Here is a 19,824-nt window from a genome sequence, read left to right on the forward strand (position 1 = left end):
GTTCCTGACGTTTTCCTTTTCTGATTCGATCTTCCCAGTTATCATATGCCCATGACCACACAGGAAAAGCAGTTCGAGTTTAATATCATCGCCGGCTCTCTCAAGGGGCGGAAGATCATTACCCCGAATCTCGGCATCACCCGCCCGCCGCTCAGTCGCCTTCGCAAATCTATCTTTGATTACCTGATGCCGTACATCACCGATTCCCGCTATCTCGATCTCTATTCCGGCACCGGCTCCTACCTGTTTGAGGCAGTCTCGCGCGGGGCGGCCGAGGCTACCGGGGTCGAACTTGATCCCAGACTCTCCGATGCCATCAATCGTCAAGCGGAGAAATTCGGCGTCGCCGACCAACTCCACTGTTTGACTGAGGATGTTTTTGATGCTGTCCCCCGCCTGCATAAAGAGGGGAGAGTCTTTGATATTATCATGATCGCCCCACCGCAATATGTCGGCCTGGTGGACCGCACGCTCGAACTCTTCCGCCACTATCCGCTGTTCACCGAGGATACCAAGATCATCTGCCAGCATGACACCTCGGAGCTAAAAGTGCTTTTGTTTGATGTCCTCCCGATCGACCAGCAGCGCAAATACGGCCACACGACCTTCACCATCCTCCGCCCCCCGGTGAAATAACGCGGAAGTCTTGTAGGTCGAAACCCATGCCCCGATGGGGTCATGCCCATGGCGTGAGATTTCGAGGCTGGACTAAGCACATATCAATCTCCTAACATCTGACCAGACCACCATTTCAATACACGAATCAATTGTTTGCAGTTGCTGCCGTGCAACGAGTTCGTCCCACCTCTGACTAATTGCTGAACGTGACTCTCGACGGAGATCAGATGGCTTAGGATGAATTATTACTAATCTGCGGGCCGAATCGTTGTACAACCACTCGAGTATTTTGGTGTTGATACCTTTGTCTCTAAAGCCGTAACCACATGCAACTATAAACTCGCAACTTCTAAGGGAGTTATAGAAGTGCATTTGCATGTCAGCGTAAATCCCACCCTGATATTCGAGGAGTTTGTTAGTTGTGCCGGCGAGGATTTCAGGTCTTCCATCTGGGAGCATGAAGTACTCTTGGTCGGTTATATGGTGTGTATGAATCGAGTCCCAACCGACTGGCCTACCATATACAGTTCGCCGGCGGTTTTTCGTGTAGTAGTTTACTCGATACAGACGCACATGGCCGTGAAGATGTAGGATTGGGATGCCCTTTGACTCGTAGTAGTTTTCAATCGACCATAAGCGTAAGTGGGAATCAAACTCCACTTCGCCATCATTGAATGGAACTGAACTCTCTCTTAGGTGCTCCTCCAGCAGCAAGTCGTGATTCAAGGTGTATACCGCCATAATTCGAATGCTCTCGTCTGTGAAAGACGTACTCAACGCACACATGTAATTCAGGCTCTTTCGAGGCTTCTGTTCGAGTTCATGCCATACTACATCATGTCCATAATTGAGGGACTCGCGAAGTAGTTGGTCGTAGGTCCATTCAGATTCTAGTGGATGGTCATTGGCCTTCAGCATTGAAGCAGACTGGGCCCTCAAGTCATTTTGAACCTCCATCAATAGTGGATTCTCGTATTCGCCCATTTCGTCGTCATAGATCTGTTGCAGGGCGTAGAGGACTTCCTCGTAGTTGATTTCGTGGTCAGGACTATACTTAGCATAGTAGTTGGCTATTCTGTTCCGCACCAGGTTCAGAAAAGGTAAGACTCTGCTCAACCCATCGTCCGACCAGCCCATGTGCTCATACATTGGTCTTCCGAAATAGTAGTTGGCATCACTGTGCCGCATCATGCCCTCGCCAGTCATAATACGAGTAGTAATGTCCTGGGTCCGGGGGAGATCTGCTGGAATGGAGAACCCCGCTCCCAGCAAGAAACAAACCTTTGTCCGTTTATCTTCTGACATAATCTTTCACCCTCCTTTCGCAGAGACGACAATTTCTAAAGCAAATAAGGGGTGTTAAAACCGAGGCCAACAACCAAAAGTTGAAACAAAAAAAGGCGCCCTTGCGAGCGCCTTCAATTACTGATCAATATCCGATCAGCTTACTCTTTCGTATTGTCAGCCATATCCTCTTTAATACGCGCCGACTTACCCGTCAGATTGCGCAAATAATACAACTTCGCGCGACGGACCTGTCCGGAACGAATATGCTCGATCTTCGCGATATTCGGCGAGCAGTACGGGAAGATACGCTCCACCCCGATACCCGAGGACATCTTGCGAACCGTGAAGGTCGCTCCCGTACCGGAACCACGCATCCCGATAACCGTCCCCTGGAAAACCTGGATTCGCTCCTTGTCTCCCTCTTTGATCTTCACATGCACTTTGATCGTGTCACCCGGAGCGAACTTCGGGTAATCATCGCGCATATAACTCTTTTCAATAATGGCGATCTGTTTCATGCCTTACCTCACTCTCTATTCTTAATCTCTTTTTTCAACTGTTCAACCATCTTTAACTCCGCGTTATCGAGACCCGCCCCCGCCAGAAGTTCCGGCCGATGACGCAGACACTTTTTGATCGCTTCCATCCGTCGATACTTCCGTATCGCTTCATGATTCCCCTGCTGCAATATCTCCGGCACCCCGATCCCGGCATATTCCGCCGGTCGAGTGTAGCAGGGAGAGCCGAGCATGTCATTCATGTACGAATCATTCAGCGCCGACTCGAAATTCCCGAGCACTTTCGGGATCAATCTCGCGACTGAGTCAACCATCACCGCCGCCGCTGGCTCGCCGCCCGTCAGGATATAGTCTCCGATCGAAACCTCATCCATCTCGTACAGCTCCAGCAGCCGTTCATCGACTCCCAGATAATGCCCGCAGATGATGGTGATCCGGTCGCACAGGGAATAGCGTATCGCCATCTCCTGATTGAACTGATGTCCCGCTGCCGAGGTCAGAATGATCCTATCCTTCTCTGAAGGCGGCTCACCCTGGGCTCGATGTCGGTATCCCAGCTTCTGCAGCGCGAGGTCGATCGGTTCGACTTTCATCACCATCCCGCCGCCACCGCCAAACGGTGTGTCGTCGACCGTGTGATGTTTATCCTGCGCGAACTCCCGCGGATTTACGATCTCGATGTCAAAGAGCCCTTTGTCACGCGCCTTGCCGAGCAAGGATTGCTGCAGCGACAGACTAAAGTAGTCCGGAAAAAGCGTGACTATCGCAAACTGCATATCGTTTCGGACGCCTACTCGAATTCCAGCAGACTGTCCGCATCTACAACCATCCGTTTTGCCTGCAGGTCGACCGTTTTGATCGCCTGCTTGGTCGCCGGAAGCATCCGGCGGGAGCCATCCGTCATCCGTACGACATACGCGTCGTTCGCCGGATAATGCTCCACATCCACCAGTTCACCTAATTGCGCGCCGCCTGCGTCGCTATACACGGCGCAGCCGATGATCTCAAACACGTAATACATATCTTCCGGCAGATCGACTACCTGGTCGCGCGGCACCGCTAACTCACGGTTGGTCAATCGTGCCGAGGCCTCGGGAGTGGTGAAAGACTCAAAGCCTAACACCGGCCGTCCGCCCACCAACCGGGAGGAGATGATCTTCATCTTCTCCCAGACACCCCGATTGCCGACAAAGATCTCGGTCAGGTCGAGGAATCGATCCGGAAAGTCGGTCAGCGGGGTGACGTACAGCTCACCATGGAGACCGCGCGTTTTCCCCAGTTTCCCGACTGTGATCAATTCCTCTTTCACCTACTCCAGGATCTCCAGAACCGCCCGCTTTCCTTGGCGCGCCGAAACTGCGCCCAACAGCGTGCGGAGCGACCGTGCCGTCTGACCGTTCTTCCCGATAACCTTACCGAGATCACCCTGTCCGACTCTCAATTCATACACGGTCGTGCGACTGCCTTCAACTTCATTGATCGTCACGGCATCGGGACGATCCACCAGCGCCCGGACGACATACTCAAGGAAATCCCTCATCCTTCGGCTCCCGTAGTCGTCTGTCGGCCACAACCGCAGTCATGACCTGGTTGTCCACCCGGACTCCCGGTGTAATCCCTACACCGGCGCTGTCTTACTTGGCCGCTTCAGCCGTTGCCGAAGCTTTTTTCATCTTTCGGGTCTTTTTCGGACGTTCCTTGATGGTCTTATTCAGGACCGTCCCGGAAACATCTTCACCCTTCTTAGCGCGCTGAGCTTTCGACGAGAACCCGACCTGCTTCAGCAGAGTCCGGACCGTGTCGCTCGGCACTGCGCCGTTTTCCAGCCACTTCGTTACTTTCTTCTCCTCGATCTCCACCTTAGCCGGTTTGGTGATCGGGTTGTACGTCCCGAGGATCTCCAGGAACGCGCCATTACGCGCGGTCCGCGAGTCCGCGGCGACGATACGATAAAATGGGCGCTTCATCGAGCCCATACGGCGAAGTCTAATGTGAACCGCCAAATCAATTCCTCCGTTTACCTGGCCCCTAAACCGGACCAGCCTTTTGGTATTTTCATTTTCTTGCCTCCTAACGAATGGAACATCTTCTGCATCGCGAAAAACTGGTTCAACAACTGGTTCACGGTCTGCACCGTGTTCCCTGAACCCTTCGCGATCCGCCGCTTGCGCGACCCGTCGATGATCCGCGGATACCGGCGCTCTTCGATAGTCATCGACTTGATGATCGCCGTCGTCCGCTCCATCTCTCGCTCATCGATCTTCATCCCTTTGAGCTGTTTCCCCATCCCCGGGATCATACCGATGACATTTTCCAGCGGCCCCAACTTCTTCAGTTGCGCCATCTGGTCCAGAAAATCTTCGAAATTAAACTCCGCCTTGAGCAGCTTCTCCTGCATCTTGGCGGCCTGTTTGGCATCAACCGCTTCCTGCGCCTTCTCGACCAGCGTGACAATGTCACCCATACCAAGAATACGCGAGGCCAACCGATCCGGATGGAACGGCTCCAGGTCCGACAACTTCTCGCCGATCGAGGCCAGCTTGATCGGACAGCCGGTCACCTGCCGTATCGAGAGCGCCGCGCCACCGCGGGCATCACCATCCAGTTTGGACAGCACCACCCCGGTGATATCCAGCCGCTTGTGGAACTGATCCGCGACATTGACCGCATCCTGACCGGTCATCGAATCAGCGACCAGCAGGATCTCATCCGGCTTGACCAGGGACTTGATCTGCTCAAGTTCCTTCATCAGGTCATCGTCGATATGCAGCCGTCCGGCCGTATCGAGAATCACCAGATCGACAAAATTCTTCGAGGCAAACGCGACTGCTTCTTTGCAGATCTCCGGCGGCTGCTTGCCTTCGATAAAGAAATGCTCCACCGCGATCTGGTCCGCCAGAACTTTGAGCTGCTTCACCGCCGCGGGGCGGTAGATATCGGCGGCCACCACCATCACCTTCTTATTTTTCTTTTTCGCCATCAGGGCGATTTTGCCGGTAAGGGTGGTTTTACCGGAACCCTGCAAGCCGCAGACCATATAGACGGTCGGGCTTTTGTCGATTGGCGCGAGTGGCGCGGTTTTCCCGCCCAGCAGATTGACCAGCTCGTCATGTACGATCTTGACGATCAACTGCCCCGGCTCGATCGAGGTCAGCACCTCGGTGCCGACCGCTTTATCCTCGACGGTCTTGACGAAATCACGTGCGACTTTGTAGTTCACGTCGGCTTCGAGGAGCGCCTGACGGACCTGCTTCATGGAGTCCCGGATATTTTTCTCCGAGAGCTTGCCGGCGCCGCGCAGCGTTTTAAAAACCGATTCTAATTTATCCGACAGACCGTCAAACATTCATTCTCATCTTATATGTCATTGCGAGGAGCACGTGAGCAACGCGAACAGCGCACGAAGCAACCTCATTACTTCACTTTCGATTCCCCCACCGCTTCATTCCGCCCCCCAAACGCATCATGCCGCGAAGGCGGGCATCCAGATTTCAATCCTCTTGGAAAGCAACTACCTGCGACACGAGCGAATCAAACGGGGAATCGTCACCGTCAGAGCGAAGCAATATAGAGGATTGACGAAAATTGGCAAGGGTTATTTTGCCGTATCCCCCCAGCTATCTGATTGGACGGTAAGTACATAGCATTTTGGTGTCCGTTTATCTTGAGAGCCAGCCCCCCCTTAAATGCCACCACTCTCCCGAACCCTCCAAAAGGTGGAGTTCTCCAGATCAAGACCTCGAAGGCGTAGTAGTCCTACCCCCCCCGTATTACATCTGCTAGTGCTCATGGATCCGCCCCCTCTAGTAGATGCTCCACGGTCCACTTAAGAAATACAAGTACATCCTTCGCGGATGTGTCATCATGTTCGACTTCCATGTCGCGCAGCTCTTTGACATCCCCACCCGACAGCTCAATCAGCTCGCCAAACGGAACCCGACCCTCTTTCCACCCCAACTCTATTTCCGCCTGAACGAGCAGGAGTACCTGCGCCTGAGGGCTACCGATGGTCTCCCGCAACTGCGCTATCGAAATCACGCCCATTTACCCCACGCGTTCACCATGGGGGGCGTCAACATGGTTGGACTCAAACTCAGATCCGATTTCGCTGACAAGGTCAAGCTGTCATTCGCCGTCAGCCATCCGACCCTCTCTCGCGGCCCTGTATTACAACCGGCAAAAACGAACCGAAAAAAGACTCCCGATGAAAAGACCAACTGACACTCTACCATGCAGTTCGACATCACACGCTGTGATCACCTCGACCAAATGTGTTAATTCCCTGTGCCCCCGCTAAATTGTAGCTAATTCCGTTCAATGCCCCCCAAAAAATAGCATCGGGGTCGAAACCCCAACGTCTTCACGCCAGATACCGTTCCAGCCAACTCCGTCGATACCTGTCAATGGCCCGATACGATCCATCCTTCAACGAAACATGCCCGCCATTCTCTATCACCACTAATTCGTGCGGATGCCCCAACTTCGTCAACACCGCATCCAGCGCGATTGACTGCTCAATCGGCACCTTCTTGTCGGCTGTCCCATGTAGCAGTAGGATAGGTGTTGTCTTCGGAAACTGCGATGCTATCTGCGTCGCCGAACGTTTCCGTATCTCTTCGAACCGTTGCGAAACAGGCAAATCCCCAAACAGCTTGTCAAACAGCTTGCAGAAATCCTCGCGCACTTCGCACAACTTGTCGACATCCGAAACCCCGGCATGCACTATCGCGCACTTGAACCGGTCATACATCGTCAGCAACCGATAGGTAGTCATCCCGCCACGGCTCGCCCCTTCGACCGCGATGCGGTTCGGATCGCAATAGGGGAGAGTCTCAGCCAGACCGATCAGGTTGTACGCGTCGCGCACATCCTCGCCCCCCCAATCCTCGACCCCTTCGCCGCCATGATTCCCACGGTACTGTGTCGCCAGAAGCACATACCCCCAGGCGGCGGTCGAGGCGAGAATCAAGTACGCCGTCAGATCCTCAAGCGAACCATGCAACCCGTACCCGCCGCGATTCCAGATGATCACCGGATACCGCCCCTCAGCTTTTGGCCGGGCGATATACCCTTTGACCTTAAAACCATCCGAGAGGTAAGTGATCTTTTCGACAACCGTATCGGTAAGCACGGTCCGGTCATACATCTTCTCGACTATCGAGGCCGGTATTGCTTTGAGCGTAACCGGATGTGAATCAACGAGTGTGGCGATAGGAGGCATGCCTGAAGTAAGTAGTTTAGTGCGGCTGGGTCAAGCACGTAGGGCGGGTCCGTCTTCGAACCCGCCAACTCTTTTTCTGGCCGCACTTCGACTTCGCTCAGTGCGACATATTGAGTTACATGTCAGCAGCGAATTCGATTCCGTTGCATTTATCGGGCTGAGCGTAGTCGAAGCCCGAATTTTCACTGATCCTGTACGAAACATCGACCCACTTACTCTGTATTGCTGTTCGCATTCCACTTCACACCCGAACCATGATGCCATTGGCGGGGCAAGCCGTGCGTCAGAGGAGGCTTCAATGAAACGTCTGTTGTTACCGCTGCTGTTCCTGGCGGTCGTCGGTCTGCCAATCCTTGCGCAGGCGACCATCCGCGAGATCCATATCATGGGCTCCGCCTTTGTGCCGCTCAAAACCAAAGCCAATTACGGCGACACCATCCGTTGGATCAACATGGATGGCTTCCAGCACAACTCGGTCTCCAATCCCGGTTCGCCCAAAACCTGGAATTCCGGCCTGATCAACTCGGCTGGCACCTATCAGATTGTCATTAATCCTGCCGATGGCCGCGGGCCGTTCCCGTATACCTGCACGATCCATCTCGGTATGATCGACACGATCTTTGTGCAGACCAAACACCAGATAAGTATCATCGATTTTGAATTTCAGCCGGCCAACCTCGTGATCAATCCTGGCGACACGGTAGTCTGGACCAATAACGGTTCCATGGAGCACACCGCGACCTCCGCGCCCGGCTCTCCCAAGACCTGGGACAGCGATCTGCTTCTGGTCAGCGAGACCTTCAGCCTGACATTTACTGCCGGCGATGGCATGGGGCCGTTCCCGTATCTCTGTACGCCGCACGCATCATTTATGAAAGACACGATTCGTATCAACCCGCTTTTCTGCTGTATTGGCACGACCGGTAATGTCAACAAATCGGTCGCTGAGGCTCCTGATCTGTCCGATCTGTCACTGTTGATCTCCTATTTGACTCAGACACCCAAACCAACTCTGCCCTGTCTCGCCGAGGCAAATGTAAATGGGTCGGTCGCCAGTACGCCGGACCTCTCAGACCTTTCTCTGCTGATCTCTTTTCTGACTCAAACGCCAAAACCGATTTTGCCTAATTGCCCCGCTTGAGCCCTCTGATGGCAGGTGCGTGTGCAAGCGATACACCATCTGCCTGACGTACTCGAAAAAAACGGCGCCTACTCGCAGGCGCCGTTTGAATTTCATCTTGCATGACTTGCCGTTATTTCAAACTGAACCGCCAGCCGCAAAAGAACTCTTTCCCGGCATGACCATCCGGCGGGCAACCGATACACTCTGTCACGATCCGCGGATCGATCGTCTTCGCAAATCCGGCATACTCCACCAGCCCGACCGACTTGCACGGAAACAGCGGCAGCGCTTTCCGTTTCCTCGCCGATTGTACCCGACAATCTACCATATAGAAATCGAACGAATTAGCGGTCTCGTTCCGGATCTCCTGCACATTGAGAAACGCATACAGCCGGAACCCAAGCGCCTTTTTCAGACCTTCAAGTCCCGATCCTTCCGCTATGTTGTGCCGCGCCATGATCCGTTTTGCCTCGATCACCGTGAACTGCTCCCAGGCCTCGGTATCCAGTTCGATCGCCTTTTCCATCCCATAGTGCTTTTCGACCGCCTGGAACCAAAGCCCGTCATGGGCCAGCCAGTTTTTGGCAAAGTCTTCAAGCATTGCGCGAAGTGTCTCTGGTGTAAGATCTGTCATTTCAGCCATCTGAACATTCCTTCATAGCTTCTGTGTCCGAAGTTAAAGGTAGATATTTAGGCCCAACTTTACAAGTAGGAGATATCAGTGTATCTTACCCCTGTCGAATAGTCCGGCGCCCCCTGATTCCGCGCCCGATCGACCGGCTCTTCTGAAAAGAAACCCGTTCGATGCGCGAACCGCCCCGGGCGGTCGCCGGTTACAACAAAAAGATGCTGCATGACAAAAGATCAGTAAAAGCAAACCGGAGCCTTCAGCCGCTTCGTTTTCACTGAACCAAACCCGATACTCAAGCGTCCCTAGGTTGGAGCATACGATGAAGATTCTCGCCCCCTTGTTTACCCTGATATTGACCCTTGTGCTCTCCGGCAGTCTTTCGGCCGGACAACTGTCCGATGAACTGGCGCAAAAGATCGCCGCGCTGGACTCCGACCAACGAGTGAGAGTCTGGATCAAGCTCCCGCCATCCGCGCAAGCCCAGTCGTTCCGCACTTCAGTGGCCGCTGCCACCGCCGTCGAGAACCATCGCAACGCTATCAACGCGCTTAAAGAGGGACATACCTCCGCTCAGGAGAACCTGCTCTCACATCTCCAAACGCTTGAGAGTGCCAACCGGGCGTCGGCTATCAAATCCCACTGGCTGGTCAACGTCATCGAGGTTGACCTGCCGGTTGCTGAACTTGCCTCGTTGGCGTCGCGAAGCGATATCGAGTTGATCTCCCCCGAGCCGGTCATCCGGTCGATTCGCCCAACCTATGAAGCAGCCCTTTCTCCCGATGAAATACTGGCTGATTCAGTAGTTGATAATCTCGATCATATTAAAGCTCCGCAAGCCTGGGCCGCCGGTTTCACCGGCGCAGGACGTGTCATCTGCTCGTTTGATTCCGGCGTTCAGGGAGACCACCCGGCGCTTCAGCGAAGCTGGCGAGGCAAAGGAGGGAGCCGCACGGACTCGCTTGCCTCATGGTTTGATCCGGTCTTTCACCAGACCGCACCCCACACTCTGAATGGCTCGCTGTCCTTCTCCCATGGCACCCATACTATGGGGACGATGGTCGGACTCGACTCGATCAATGATATCGCCTACGGTGTCGCCCCGGATGCCAAGTGGATCTCCGCCGGAGTGATCGACATCGCCGGAGCCTCGATCATCGATGCTTTCGAATGGGCGGCTGATCCTGATGGCGATCCGAACACCGTCGCCGATCTCCCGGATGTCATCAACCATAGCTGGGGATACGAAAATCGCTATGTCGGCTGTGAGGATATCTGTTACGAAATGATCGATGCTACCGAGGCGCTCGGCATCGTCAATATCTTCTCTGCCGGCAACAGCGGCTCGATTGCCCAGACTATCTACAATCCGGCCAACCGAGCTAATGATTCTCTCGACTGTTTTGCCGTCGGCAACCTACAGTTGACTCCGCTTCAGATCGTGGCCAGTTCTTCGCGCGGCCCCTCTACCTGCAATGGTGCGATCAAGCCGAATGTAGTTGCCCCCGGATATCAGATCAGGTCATCCGTCCCCAATTCAACCTATGGTATTTTGACCGGCACTTCGATGGCCGCGCCGCATGTCTCCGGCTTGGTGGCGCTGCTTCGACAGAAGAATCCCGCCGCAACGGTTCGTGAGATCAAGCAAGCTATCCTTGCGTCCACACAAACCCACGGTTGGTCCGTTCCGAGCAATACCTTCGGCTGGGGAGAGATCGATTGTCAGGCCGCTTTGAACGCACTCGCCGATCCACCAAATACTCCTCGTGTCAGGGTCTACGATTTCCTGCATGACCCGATCGCCCCGGGTGATCTTGTCTCAGGACTGGTCGTCGTTCAGAATATTGGCGACCAGGTATCGAACTTAACCGGTACTATCATCGGCACTCATCCGCTCCTGACCATCCATGACGGCAGCACCACCTTCGGCACGGTAGCGGCAGGAGCGATTGACACCGCTAATGCCAATGCTGAGATCAACGTTACTGTCTCGAACAGTGTCTTGCAGGGGACAGTTATCACCGTTCCTTTTGAGATCTCCGGGCTCGGTTACTCAGTCACCACCAGCCTCTCCTTTGTGGTCGAACCGCGCAACTCTAAAGCGATCGTCACTCACGAGACCGACCGTCTCATGTTTTCAGTCTCCAATTTTGGGGCCTATGGATTTGGCGACCCGACGTTTTTCTATACAGGTGGCGAAGGATTCAATCTGGACAGCCTCGGCAACGACTTGCTGGAGGCCGGCATTATGGCGACTACCGGCCCGACCAAAGTATCCTCTGCCATTCACTTTCTCCTGACCGAACCGAATATGGATTTTCGCGTCGCTCCCGGCGGGGATATGACCTTTGACACCCTCGGCGGTGCTATCCATCAGGTCAGTCGCTCGGTATTCGATGATTCCAATGCCACCTCGCCGATCGGCCTCGAAGTCACTCAGCAGACGTTCAGTTTTGCAGATCCCTACAGCGACATCGTGGCCCTGCAATATGTCCTCAAAAACAACTCCGGTATTGCGATCAATACCCTTCGCTTTGGATTGAGCCTGGATTGGGATATTATCTCGTATGCGCAGAACTGCGGCGGATGGGAATCTGCCGAGCAATTCCTCTGGACGGCGCACATCAAAGATTCAGCGACTGAGAGATATATCAGGCGCTATCGCGGCGGAAAACTACTTGAGGGACCCCTCGCCACCGCCAACACGACAAATTCTTTCGTTACTCTGATCCCCTGGTGGGGAACCGGCGCCAACGGTTACACCGATCAGGAAAAGTACAGCATGCTCGTTTCTGGTGTGACCAATATTGACACCTATAAATCATCGTTTAATGATCTGGTGCAAACTCTCGCGGCCGGACCACTCGTCCTCGCGCCAGGACAAACCGACACGGTCGTTTTTGCGCTTTTTGGCGGTAGTGATCTGCCAACTATCCGCAATGCGGCCACTCGTTCCACCTTTGCCTACGCTCTTGTCGCCGGACAGGCGCCATCCGTCGCCGCGCAAATTCTTCCGGCAAGCGATGCCGTGATCGGTCAATTGCTGCCGACTTTTATCTGGAACCGGTCACTTGATCCTAATCCAAACGATGTTGTCACCTATACACTGCGATTTGGGACAGATCCCACTCTGACCACAGCCTCTGAAATATTCGATCTGGCCGACACCAGCTTCACGCTCACCGACCCGCTGACCGATCTGTCAGACTACTACTGGCAGGTGGTCGCCACCGACAATGTCGCCATGTCCGCCAGTTCACCGATAAGAAAATTCAGTATCGATGTTTCCACCGATATTCCCGGCGATGATCCCAATCTGCCGCACAGTTTTGCGCTGCTGCAGAACTACCCGAATCCTTTCAATCCATCGACCGTGATCGCTTTCGATCTCCCGAGAGCATCGGCATACTCATTGACTGTGTATGATATCACCGGGCGAGAGGTGCTTCAGCGAAATGGGGAGGCCCGCGCCGGACGAACCGAGATCACGTGGAATGCCGCACGCCAGGGATCGGGCCTCTATCTCTATCGCCTGACCGCCGGAAACTATTCCGCATCCCGCAAGATGCTCCTGATCAAATGATCGGGTGCGCCAACGGAAAATCTGATGGGCCGGTGCAGATGCATCGGCCTTTCTTATGTAAGGAATAAGTTGGTGGTCGGGATCCCGAATTCCGTGCTGAGCTTTTCCGCTTCGGCCTGAGTGTGGCAGAAGAGACGAAGTGCCTCTGGCCCGAGACTCGCCAGCGAGAGATCCCCCGGATATCGAGACTCCGCCTCCTGTCGCCAATCCGTCTTGGTTCCGATCGACTGACATCGCCAAGGCCATTTTTCATATTCAGCCGGCTTTGTTGTGTCATAGTAGATGACCGGAAGAATGCCAAGCTCCGTTGCGATATCCTCGCGTATGCCGATCCCATACGGTTCAAAACTCAGCTCTGCATACCGTGCTCGCCATTTCATCAGCGGGATCAGATCGCGCGGCGTGAGGGCAGAAAAAGCGACTGTTGGAAAGTTCGACGGCATATGTCGCGGCGACCCGATCAATAACCGGCTGCCGGCGATGCGACGTATCGTCTCATATGCCGAGCGAGGAAATCTCGTCGATTGTATCAACGCGCGGTAATAGTCGATATGCAGTTCCCTCGGCCATGCCCCATGCGGCGTCCGTGTCCAGTGTATCAAGTATCGACGGGGGAGAAGGTCCACTTCCGGATTGATCCTCTCCGCTTCAACATGCAAAGCTACTGTCTCTGCATCGCGTGTCGGGTGAACCAGGAAATCGGAGATCACCTGCTTACCTTCTCGACTCGCCGCTTGCAGGAGTGAATCCATATGACCGCCGGATCGAACAGCGATCGGTATCAAGATGTCAGCATCCGCCACCACCGCCTGATCCCGACAGGCAAGTTGCTCCTCCTTGCTGTCTCCGCCGTATTCAACGTCGACAAACTCAACCCCTTCGTTCGGCAGGGCGAACTGCCTGGAGATCTCGGATCTGGATAAGGAGTGAGGAGATTTTGGTGGAAGATAGAGACGAAGTGGAACACGATGCATCGACGCTAGCGCGGTCACCAATTCCCAGGTCTGCATCCCGATCGAACTGCAGAGCGTCAGATGTCGATTTTTCACCCAATCGACTGCGCTAACTACCGTCCTTACCCAGGGAGTGACTCCCGATGGTCTCAACGGTTGTCGCGAGACAAGTATGGCTGCCCGTTCCGCCACAATTCCCCCGAAATATTGTCTGTCCGAAATTAAGCCGTTTTGTCCGCCGGTTGTACCCGCGCCGATGCATACTTCATCTGGCTGATCCGGCGATAGACCTGCGTGCCGATCAAAACTACCGCAAAGACCACCCCGCCCACCACCGCCATAAACCCGGCGATTGAGGCATCAAAATAGGATGCCCCATAAAATCCACCTATGGCGCAGAACATGCCAATCACAACTGACAGGATCAACATCACATGTAGTCGGGAGGTCAACAGGTAAGCAGTCGCCCCCGGGATGATCAGCATCGCTACTACCAGGATCGCTCCGACCGACTCAAACGCCGACACCACGGTCAGCGAGACCATGGTCATCAGCAGGTAGTGCCAGAGCTTCTCTCTTATGCCGACCGCCACCGCCATCTGCGGATCAAACGAACTGATCTTGAGCTGCTTGAAAAAGAGCAGGATGAACGCGAGATTGGCCAACAAAACGCCTCCCAATATCCAGACCGCGCGCGGACCAAGGTCAGTTGTTCCGACCATAAAACGATTCCACGGCGTATAGGCGATCTCGCCATACAGCACGCATTCTTGATCCAGGTCAACCTGCTCCGCGAACATCGCCACCATGATCACACCAACCGCGAAAAGGAGGGTAAAGACGATCCCCATCGCGGCATCACTGTAAACCCGTCGAGTCTGGCTTAGTATCTCCGTAAGGTAGGCGGTCAGCAACCCAAACAGACCAGCGCCGATAACCATCGGCACAACATTCCGACTACTGGTGATCAGAAACGCCAGGACCAGCCCCGGGAGAACCGCATGCGAGATCGCATCCCCGAGCATCCCGTTCTGGCGAAGTACCAGGAAACTGCCGATCAATGCCAGAGCCGAAGCAGCCAGCAGACCGGTGATTATCACCCAAAGATCCGGCGTCATTGATTTTTCTCCCGTCCGATATACGGAATCTCCTGGCGGTGTGGGTCATATTCAGGATGATCCAACAACTCTTCCAGACGAGCTTCCATCTCAGGTGTGATAATATGTTCCATATCCTCAGCATCGCGGTGGACATGATCTTCCGGCAATTCAAGATAGCGAGAGAGATAGACTTCCCAGAGTCGGTGCAGTCGGGTCACCCGCGCGCCTTCGGTGATCCCGCTATCCGAGAGGCGGTACATACTGCCGGACTTCTCCACCATCCCCTGACTCTGCAATGTCCTCAGCGCCGACTGCAACTCTCGTTGCGTGAATGACCACATCCGCTTGATCTGATCAAACGGATAATACTTTTTCCACAGTTTTCCATCCTGGCCCGCCTTAAAGAGCACTTTTAAGACATGCTCGCGAGTCATCTTCCGTCTGTTGGCATAATGCTGCCGGATATAGCTGATTACGCCGCGATTCGGCGCAAACAGCATGGAAAACGCAAAGAGAGCGGTAACGACGATCACCATCCATGGGCCGGTTGGGAAGCGCGGCGCAAGGAATGAGATGTACGCGCCAAACAGACCGGAGAGAATCCCGAAGACCGATGCGAGTATCACCATCAAATGCAGTTTATCCGTCCACTGTCGCGCCGCCGCCGCCGGAGTGATCAGCATCGCCGCCATCAGCACCACACCAACTGCCTGTAGTCCGATCGTCACTGCAAAAACGATCATGGTAGTCAGTGCAAACTGAAGCAGGCCGACATTCATCCCGAGCGATCGTCCAAACGCCGCATCAAAGGAGATCAACTTGAAGCGACCAAAGCCGAGCGATACTACCACCAACATGGTCAGCGCAACAATCCCGAGGATGACCACATCATCTCGCCCCATCGCCGCCGCCTGTCCAAAGAGAAACTTATCCAGACCGGACTGTGCGCCGGAACCCGATTTCTGGATATGCGTCAGGATGACTATACCCAGTCCAAAAAAGACCGTTAGCACGATGCCGAGCGCCGCATCCAATTTGATCTTCGACTCTTTGATGATATAATTGATCGCCAGCGCACCAAGCCAGCCCGTGATCGAGGCGCCGATCAAAAGCGCGAGGAAATCTTTCCGTCCCATCAGCAGGAAGGCGAGTGCCACGCCGGGAAGGGCCGCATGCGCCAGTGCATCCCCCAACAGCGACCGCTTCTGCAGATAGGCAAAACAGCCCAGCCCACCGGCCGCGCCACCCAGCAGGATCGATCCAAACACGACCCACCGGACATTGGCATCGACTAAGGAGAAAAAGCGTAATGTCGAATCAAGCCATTCCATATCGCCTCAGCGGTGACGCGCCACTTTCTCCGCCGCCTCACTCAACAGCAGCAGTTTTCCGCCGTAGGTCAGGCGAAGATTCTCTTCCGTGAAGATCTGGGCGGTCGGCCCGAACTTGACCAGGCGCATATTCAGCAGCATCACCCAGTCAAAATATTCTGTGACGGTATGCAGGTCGTGGTGTACCACCATGACTGTCTTGCGATGTTCCTTGAGATCCTTCAGCAGCTCGATGATCGCCTTTTCGGTGGCGGCATCAACTCCTGCAAATGGTTCATCCATCAAGTAGATCGAGGCATCCTGCGTCAGGGCGCGGGCGAGGAAGACCCGTTGCTGTTGCCCGCCGGACAACTGACTGATCTGGCGATGCGCGAAATCCTGCATCCCCACCTTCTCCAGGCAGGCCATTGCGATCTGTTTATCTTCTTTAGAGGGACGACTGAATATCCCCAGCCGGCCATACCGCCCCATCGTCACGACATCCAGCGCATTGATCGGGAAATCCCAGTCCACCGACTCACGCTGCGGCACATATCCGATCTTGTGACGCATATTCTCCAGCGGCTCGCCGTAGATCTTTACATAGCCGGACAGCAGCGGCAACAACCCCATGATCGCTTTGATCAGGGTCGATTTTCCCGCACCATTCGGGCCGACCAGACCGATCAGATTCCCTTCGGGCAGGGTGAAATCAACATTCCACAGAACCGGCTTGCGGCGATAGGCCACTGTCAGGTCGTGTACTTCGATAGGAAGATTCGTTTCCATCTTACTTCAACGCCTTTACGATCGCTTCAACATTGTGGCGGACCATCCCGAGATAGGTCCCTTCGGGCGTGCCCGCCTGACCCATCGCATCGGAGAAAAGCTCGCCGCCGATCACTATTTCATGCCCGCGCGATTGGCAACCCTCAACCACCGTCTCAATCGCTTTGCGCGGTACTGAAGATTCCACGAACACCGCCTTGATTTTTTTCTCCACCAGCATATCGATCATTGCCGTCATGTCAAAAAGCCCGGCTTCGGTGACCGTTGAGATCCCCTGCAATCCCTGCACATCGATATGGTATGCCCGTCCGAAATAACCGAACGCATCATGGGCCGTCACCAACACTCGCTGATTCTCCGGGATACTGGCGATCTGCTCCCGCACCCAGATATCCAGGGCGCGCAACGAATCAAGATAGGCGGCGCCGTTCAGACAGTAGATATCGGTATGTTTTGGGTCATGCTTGGTCAGGGTAGCCACAACCTCCCGCACCGCCATCTCCCAGAGAGAGACATCAAACCAGATATGCGGATCGGCGTGTCCTTCGAATTGCGCCGGATGTCGCCGGAGTGAGTCCGGCACAACCTCGCCGACAGCCACTGCGACCTTGCTCCCGGACATCTGCCTGAATATATCAGTCATCTTTGCTTCCAGATTCAATCCATTGTACAGGATGATATCTGCGTTGGTCAGCCGATCGATATCCCCTTTGGTCGCTTTGTATAAGTGCGGATCGACCCCCGGGCCCATCAGCGAGTGCAGCGAAACTGAGTCGCCGGCGATATTGCGTACCGCATCCCCCAGCATTCCGATCGTCGTCACCACCGATATCTTGCCGTCGTCGGCAGGCGTCTCCTGTTTGCCACCACAGCCGAACAAAAGTCCAACCAGGACCAGCCCAGTCGCCAGAGTTTGTAACAATGTCACCTTCATCGTACTTTTTATCCTCTCCATCCTCGTACTCGATTTTGCATCAGGTTTTTGAATTGTCGTACCCGGGTCAGATCTGAAGTTGTCTGGAAAGCTGTGATTCGTTGCTGATCCGGCTGCGGCAACTGTTGGAAATATTCCAGGAAGTCGTGTAGCCGCTCGGCCGTTCGCGGAGAAAGCCCATGTTCTATCTTGCAGGCGTCCTGTTCGGCCGCCCGTTCATCTAATCCCAGCACCTCGGTAAAAAACGTCACGAGATCGGTATGCCGGTGGCGAATATCCGTCGCCATCTTCCGGCCGTGATCCGAAAGCGTCACCCCCTGGCGGTGCGGATGTTCCAGCAGCCCAAGTAAGGTCAGCTTGTGTACCGTCCGTGTGACGGTCGGTAGCTTGGTCTGTAACTCGCGCGCGATATCCGTGATCCTGACCGAACCCTCCGGGTCTTGCTGACTCAACTGGAAGATCACCTCCAGGTAATCCTCCTGGGTCGCCGTCAGGATGATGGCTTGTTTATCTTTTGTCACCATAGTTACCTATTAGTAATTACCTTGAGATAATAAGGTTCCCGGCCGAGCAGAACAATATAAAATCGAGTCCATAAGTCATTGAAGGATAGATTTTTAATAAAATCCGTATTGGCCGAATGTCGACCATTCGCTTTAGCGGAACCTGCCTGATTGACCCCTGTTGTTACGGGCAAAGGAAATCGACTAGACATGGATATTATGCAGTTTCTGGAATCAAATCAGCTGTTCCTCTGGATAGGCTTCAACCTGTTTGTTTTGGCCATGCTGGCGCTGGATCTCGGAGTATTCCATCGGCGCGACCATACCGTCTCCGTTCGCGAGTCTCTCACCTGGACCGTTGCCTGGATCGCTCTGGCCATCGGCTTTAATGTCGCGCTCTATTACTGGAAGAGCGGCATCTATGGTCCGGAACGAGGAACCGAGATCGCTCTTCAATTCCTGACCGGGTATCTCATTGAAAAATCGCTGTCGATCGACAACATCTTTGTTTTCCTCCTACTTTTTGCCTACTTCCGGGTCCCCAGCGAGTATCAGCATCGAGTGCTCTTCTGGGGGATCATTGGTGCCCTGATCTTCCGCGGAATATTCATCGCACTCGGAGCAGTCCTCATTGCCAAATTCCACTGGGTGATCTACCTCTTTGGCGCGTTTCTGATCTTTACCGGCATCAAAATGGCCTGGGTGAAAGACAAGCAGATTCATCCGGAGCGCAATCCGGTCCTGAGACTTTTCCGCAAACTGATGCCGGTGACGGATCAGTATCATGGCGGGAAGTTTTTCATTCGCGATGCCGGCAAGCTCATCGCAACTCCATTGTTCCTGGTTCTGCTCCTGATTGAGACCTCGGACATCATCTTCGCTGTCGACTCTGTGCCGGCGATCTTTGCCGTCAGCCAGGACCCATTCATAGTGTATACCGCTAACGTATTCGCCATTCTGGGACTGCGGTCACTCTATTTCGCTTTGGCCGCGGTCATGCGTCTGTTCCACCATCTTCACTATGGCTTGTCGGCCATTCTGATCTTTGTTGGCATAAAAATGGCACTAACCGACATCTTCAAGATCCCGGTTGTCTACTCGCTGGGAGCCATAGGCGTCATCCTGGCACTCTCCATTGCCGCATCGCTTCTCTGGCCGAAAAAGGATGAGGATCATTCGGAAGCCGGATGATTCCCCTCTCTCTGCCGGGAGGGGCGAACGAGACCGTTACGTTCCGACGGCGACAAATCTTGACAG

The 19,824-nt window shown here is 54.3% G+C and carries 20 protein-coding genes; 5 read left to right on the forward strand and 15 right to left on the reverse strand.

Annotated elements, in window-relative coordinates:
• Positions 1-51 precede the first annotated feature (51 nt).
• Positions 52-636, forward strand: a complete 585-nt coding sequence (locus IPH75_08505; protein MBK7142106.1) for an RsmD family RNA methyltransferase — start codon at positions 52-54, stop codon at positions 634-636.
• A gap of 72 nt (positions 637-708) precedes the next feature.
• Here the strand turns inward: IPH75_08505 and IPH75_08510 are convergent, their stop codons facing one another.
• From IPH75_08510 to ffh, 7 genes are all read right to left on the reverse strand, one after another.
• Positions 709-1,923 (reverse strand): SIR2 family protein, encoded by a 1,215-nt coding sequence (locus IPH75_08510; protein MBK7142107.1) that lies wholly within the window; start codon positions 1,921-1,923, stop codon positions 709-711.
• Between the two features lie 140 nt (positions 1,924-2,063).
• A complete protein-coding gene (gene rplS, locus IPH75_08515; GenBank protein MBK7142108.1) occupies positions 2,064-2,423 on the reverse strand; it encodes a 50S ribosomal protein L19 in 360 nt (119 codons plus the stop codon).
• 8 nt (positions 2,424-2,431) lie between these two features.
• A complete protein-coding gene (gene trmD, locus IPH75_08520) occupies positions 2,432-3,199 on the reverse strand; it encodes a tRNA (guanosine(37)-N1)-methyltransferase TrmD (protein MBK7142109.1) in 768 nt (255 codons plus the stop codon).
• 14 nt (positions 3,200-3,213) lie between these two features.
• Positions 3,214-3,732 carry a 16S rRNA processing protein RimM gene (gene rimM / locus IPH75_08525; protein ID MBK7142110.1) on the reverse strand — a complete coding sequence of 173 codons (519 nt, stop codon included), beginning with the start codon at positions 3,730-3,732 and terminating at the stop codon, positions 3,214-3,216.
• Positions 3,733-3,963, reverse strand: a complete 231-nt coding sequence (locus IPH75_08530; protein MBK7142111.1) for a KH domain-containing protein — start codon at positions 3,961-3,963, stop codon at positions 3,733-3,735.
• Positions 3,964-4,057: 94 nt separating this feature from the next.
• Positions 4,058-4,426 carry a 30S ribosomal protein S16 gene (rpsP, locus tag IPH75_08535; GenBank protein MBK7142112.1) on the reverse strand — a complete coding sequence of 123 codons (369 nt, stop codon included), beginning with the start codon at positions 4,424-4,426 and terminating at the stop codon, positions 4,058-4,060.
• A gap of 14 nt (positions 4,427-4,440) precedes the next feature.
• Positions 4,441-5,769, reverse strand: coding sequence for a signal recognition particle protein (gene ffh / locus IPH75_08540; protein MBK7142113.1), 1,329 nt, complete (start codon positions 5,767-5,769; stop codon positions 4,441-4,443).
• Between the two features lie 464 nt (positions 5,770-6,233).
• Here ffh and IPH75_08545 point away from each other — a divergent pair, with 464 nt between their 5' ends.
• A complete protein-coding gene (locus tag IPH75_08545) occupies positions 6,234-6,644 on the forward strand; it encodes an ORF6N domain-containing protein (GenBank protein ID MBK7142114.1) in 411 nt (136 codons plus the stop codon).
• Between the two features lie 139 nt (positions 6,645-6,783).
• On the opposite strand, the gene IPH75_08550 is transcribed toward IPH75_08545, so the two are convergent.
• A complete protein-coding gene (locus IPH75_08550; protein MBK7142115.1) occupies positions 6,784-7,644 on the reverse strand; it encodes a S9 family peptidase in 861 nt (286 codons plus the stop codon).
• Positions 7,645-7,942: 298 nt separating this feature from the next.
• Between IPH75_08550 and IPH75_08555 the strand changes: the two genes are divergently transcribed.
• Positions 7,943-8,785 carry a hypothetical protein gene (locus tag IPH75_08555; protein ID MBK7142116.1) on the forward strand — a complete coding sequence of 281 codons (843 nt, stop codon included), beginning with the start codon at positions 7,943-7,945 and terminating at the stop codon, positions 8,783-8,785.
• Positions 8,786-8,897: 112 nt separating this feature from the next.
• Here the strand turns inward: IPH75_08555 and IPH75_08560 are convergent, their stop codons facing one another.
• Positions 8,898-9,410, reverse strand: a complete 513-nt coding sequence (locus IPH75_08560; GenBank protein MBK7142117.1) for a hypothetical protein — start codon at positions 9,408-9,410, stop codon at positions 8,898-8,900.
• Between the two features lie 307 nt (positions 9,411-9,717).
• On the opposite strand from IPH75_08560, the gene IPH75_08565 reads away from it, so the two are divergent.
• Positions 9,718-12,978 carry a S8 family peptidase gene (locus IPH75_08565; protein ID MBK7142118.1) on the forward strand — a complete coding sequence of 1,087 codons (3,261 nt, stop codon included), beginning with the start codon at positions 9,718-9,720 and terminating at the stop codon, positions 12,976-12,978.
• Between the two features lie 53 nt (positions 12,979-13,031).
• On the opposite strand, the gene IPH75_08570 is transcribed toward IPH75_08565, so the two are convergent.
• The 6 genes from IPH75_08570 to IPH75_08595 form a co-directional block, all read right to left on the reverse strand.
• Entirely contained in the window at positions 13,032-14,027 is a 996-nt protein-coding gene (locus IPH75_08570; protein ID MBK7142119.1) for a hypothetical protein, read from the reverse strand.
• Positions 14,028-14,152: 125 nt separating this feature from the next.
• Positions 14,153-15,049, reverse strand: coding sequence for a metal ABC transporter permease (locus IPH75_08575; protein MBK7142120.1), 897 nt, complete (start codon positions 15,047-15,049; stop codon positions 14,153-14,155).
• Entirely contained in the window at positions 15,046-16,362 is a 1,317-nt protein-coding gene (locus IPH75_08580) for a metal ABC transporter permease (protein ID MBK7142121.1), read from the reverse strand. The genes IPH75_08575 and IPH75_08580 overlap by 4 nt, the downstream gene beginning before the upstream one ends.
• 6 nt (positions 16,363-16,368) lie before the next feature.
• A complete protein-coding gene (locus IPH75_08585; GenBank protein ID MBK7142122.1) occupies positions 16,369-17,130 on the reverse strand; it encodes an ABC transporter ATP-binding protein in 762 nt (253 codons plus the stop codon).
• Position 17,131: 1 nt separating this feature from the next.
• Positions 17,132-18,064, reverse strand: coding sequence for a zinc ABC transporter substrate-binding protein (locus IPH75_08590; protein MBK7142123.1), 933 nt, complete (start codon positions 18,062-18,064; stop codon positions 17,132-17,134).
• Positions 18,065-18,072: 8 nt separating this feature from the next.
• Positions 18,073-18,588, reverse strand: a complete 516-nt coding sequence (locus IPH75_08595) for a metal-dependent transcriptional regulator (GenBank protein ID MBK7142124.1) — start codon at positions 18,586-18,588, stop codon at positions 18,073-18,075.
• A 198-nt stretch (positions 18,589-18,786) separates the two neighbouring features.
• On the opposite strand from IPH75_08595, the gene IPH75_08600 reads away from it, so the two are divergent.
• Positions 18,787-19,758: a TerC family protein gene (locus IPH75_08600; GenBank protein ID MBK7142125.1), complete on the forward strand. Its 972-nt coding sequence runs from the start codon at positions 18,787-18,789 to the stop codon at positions 19,756-19,758.
• Positions 19,759-19,824 lie beyond the last annotated feature (66 nt).

Source organism: bacterium, assembly GCA_016708025.1.
GTDB lineage: Bacteria > Zixibacteria > MSB-5A5 > GN15 > FEB-12 > FEB-12.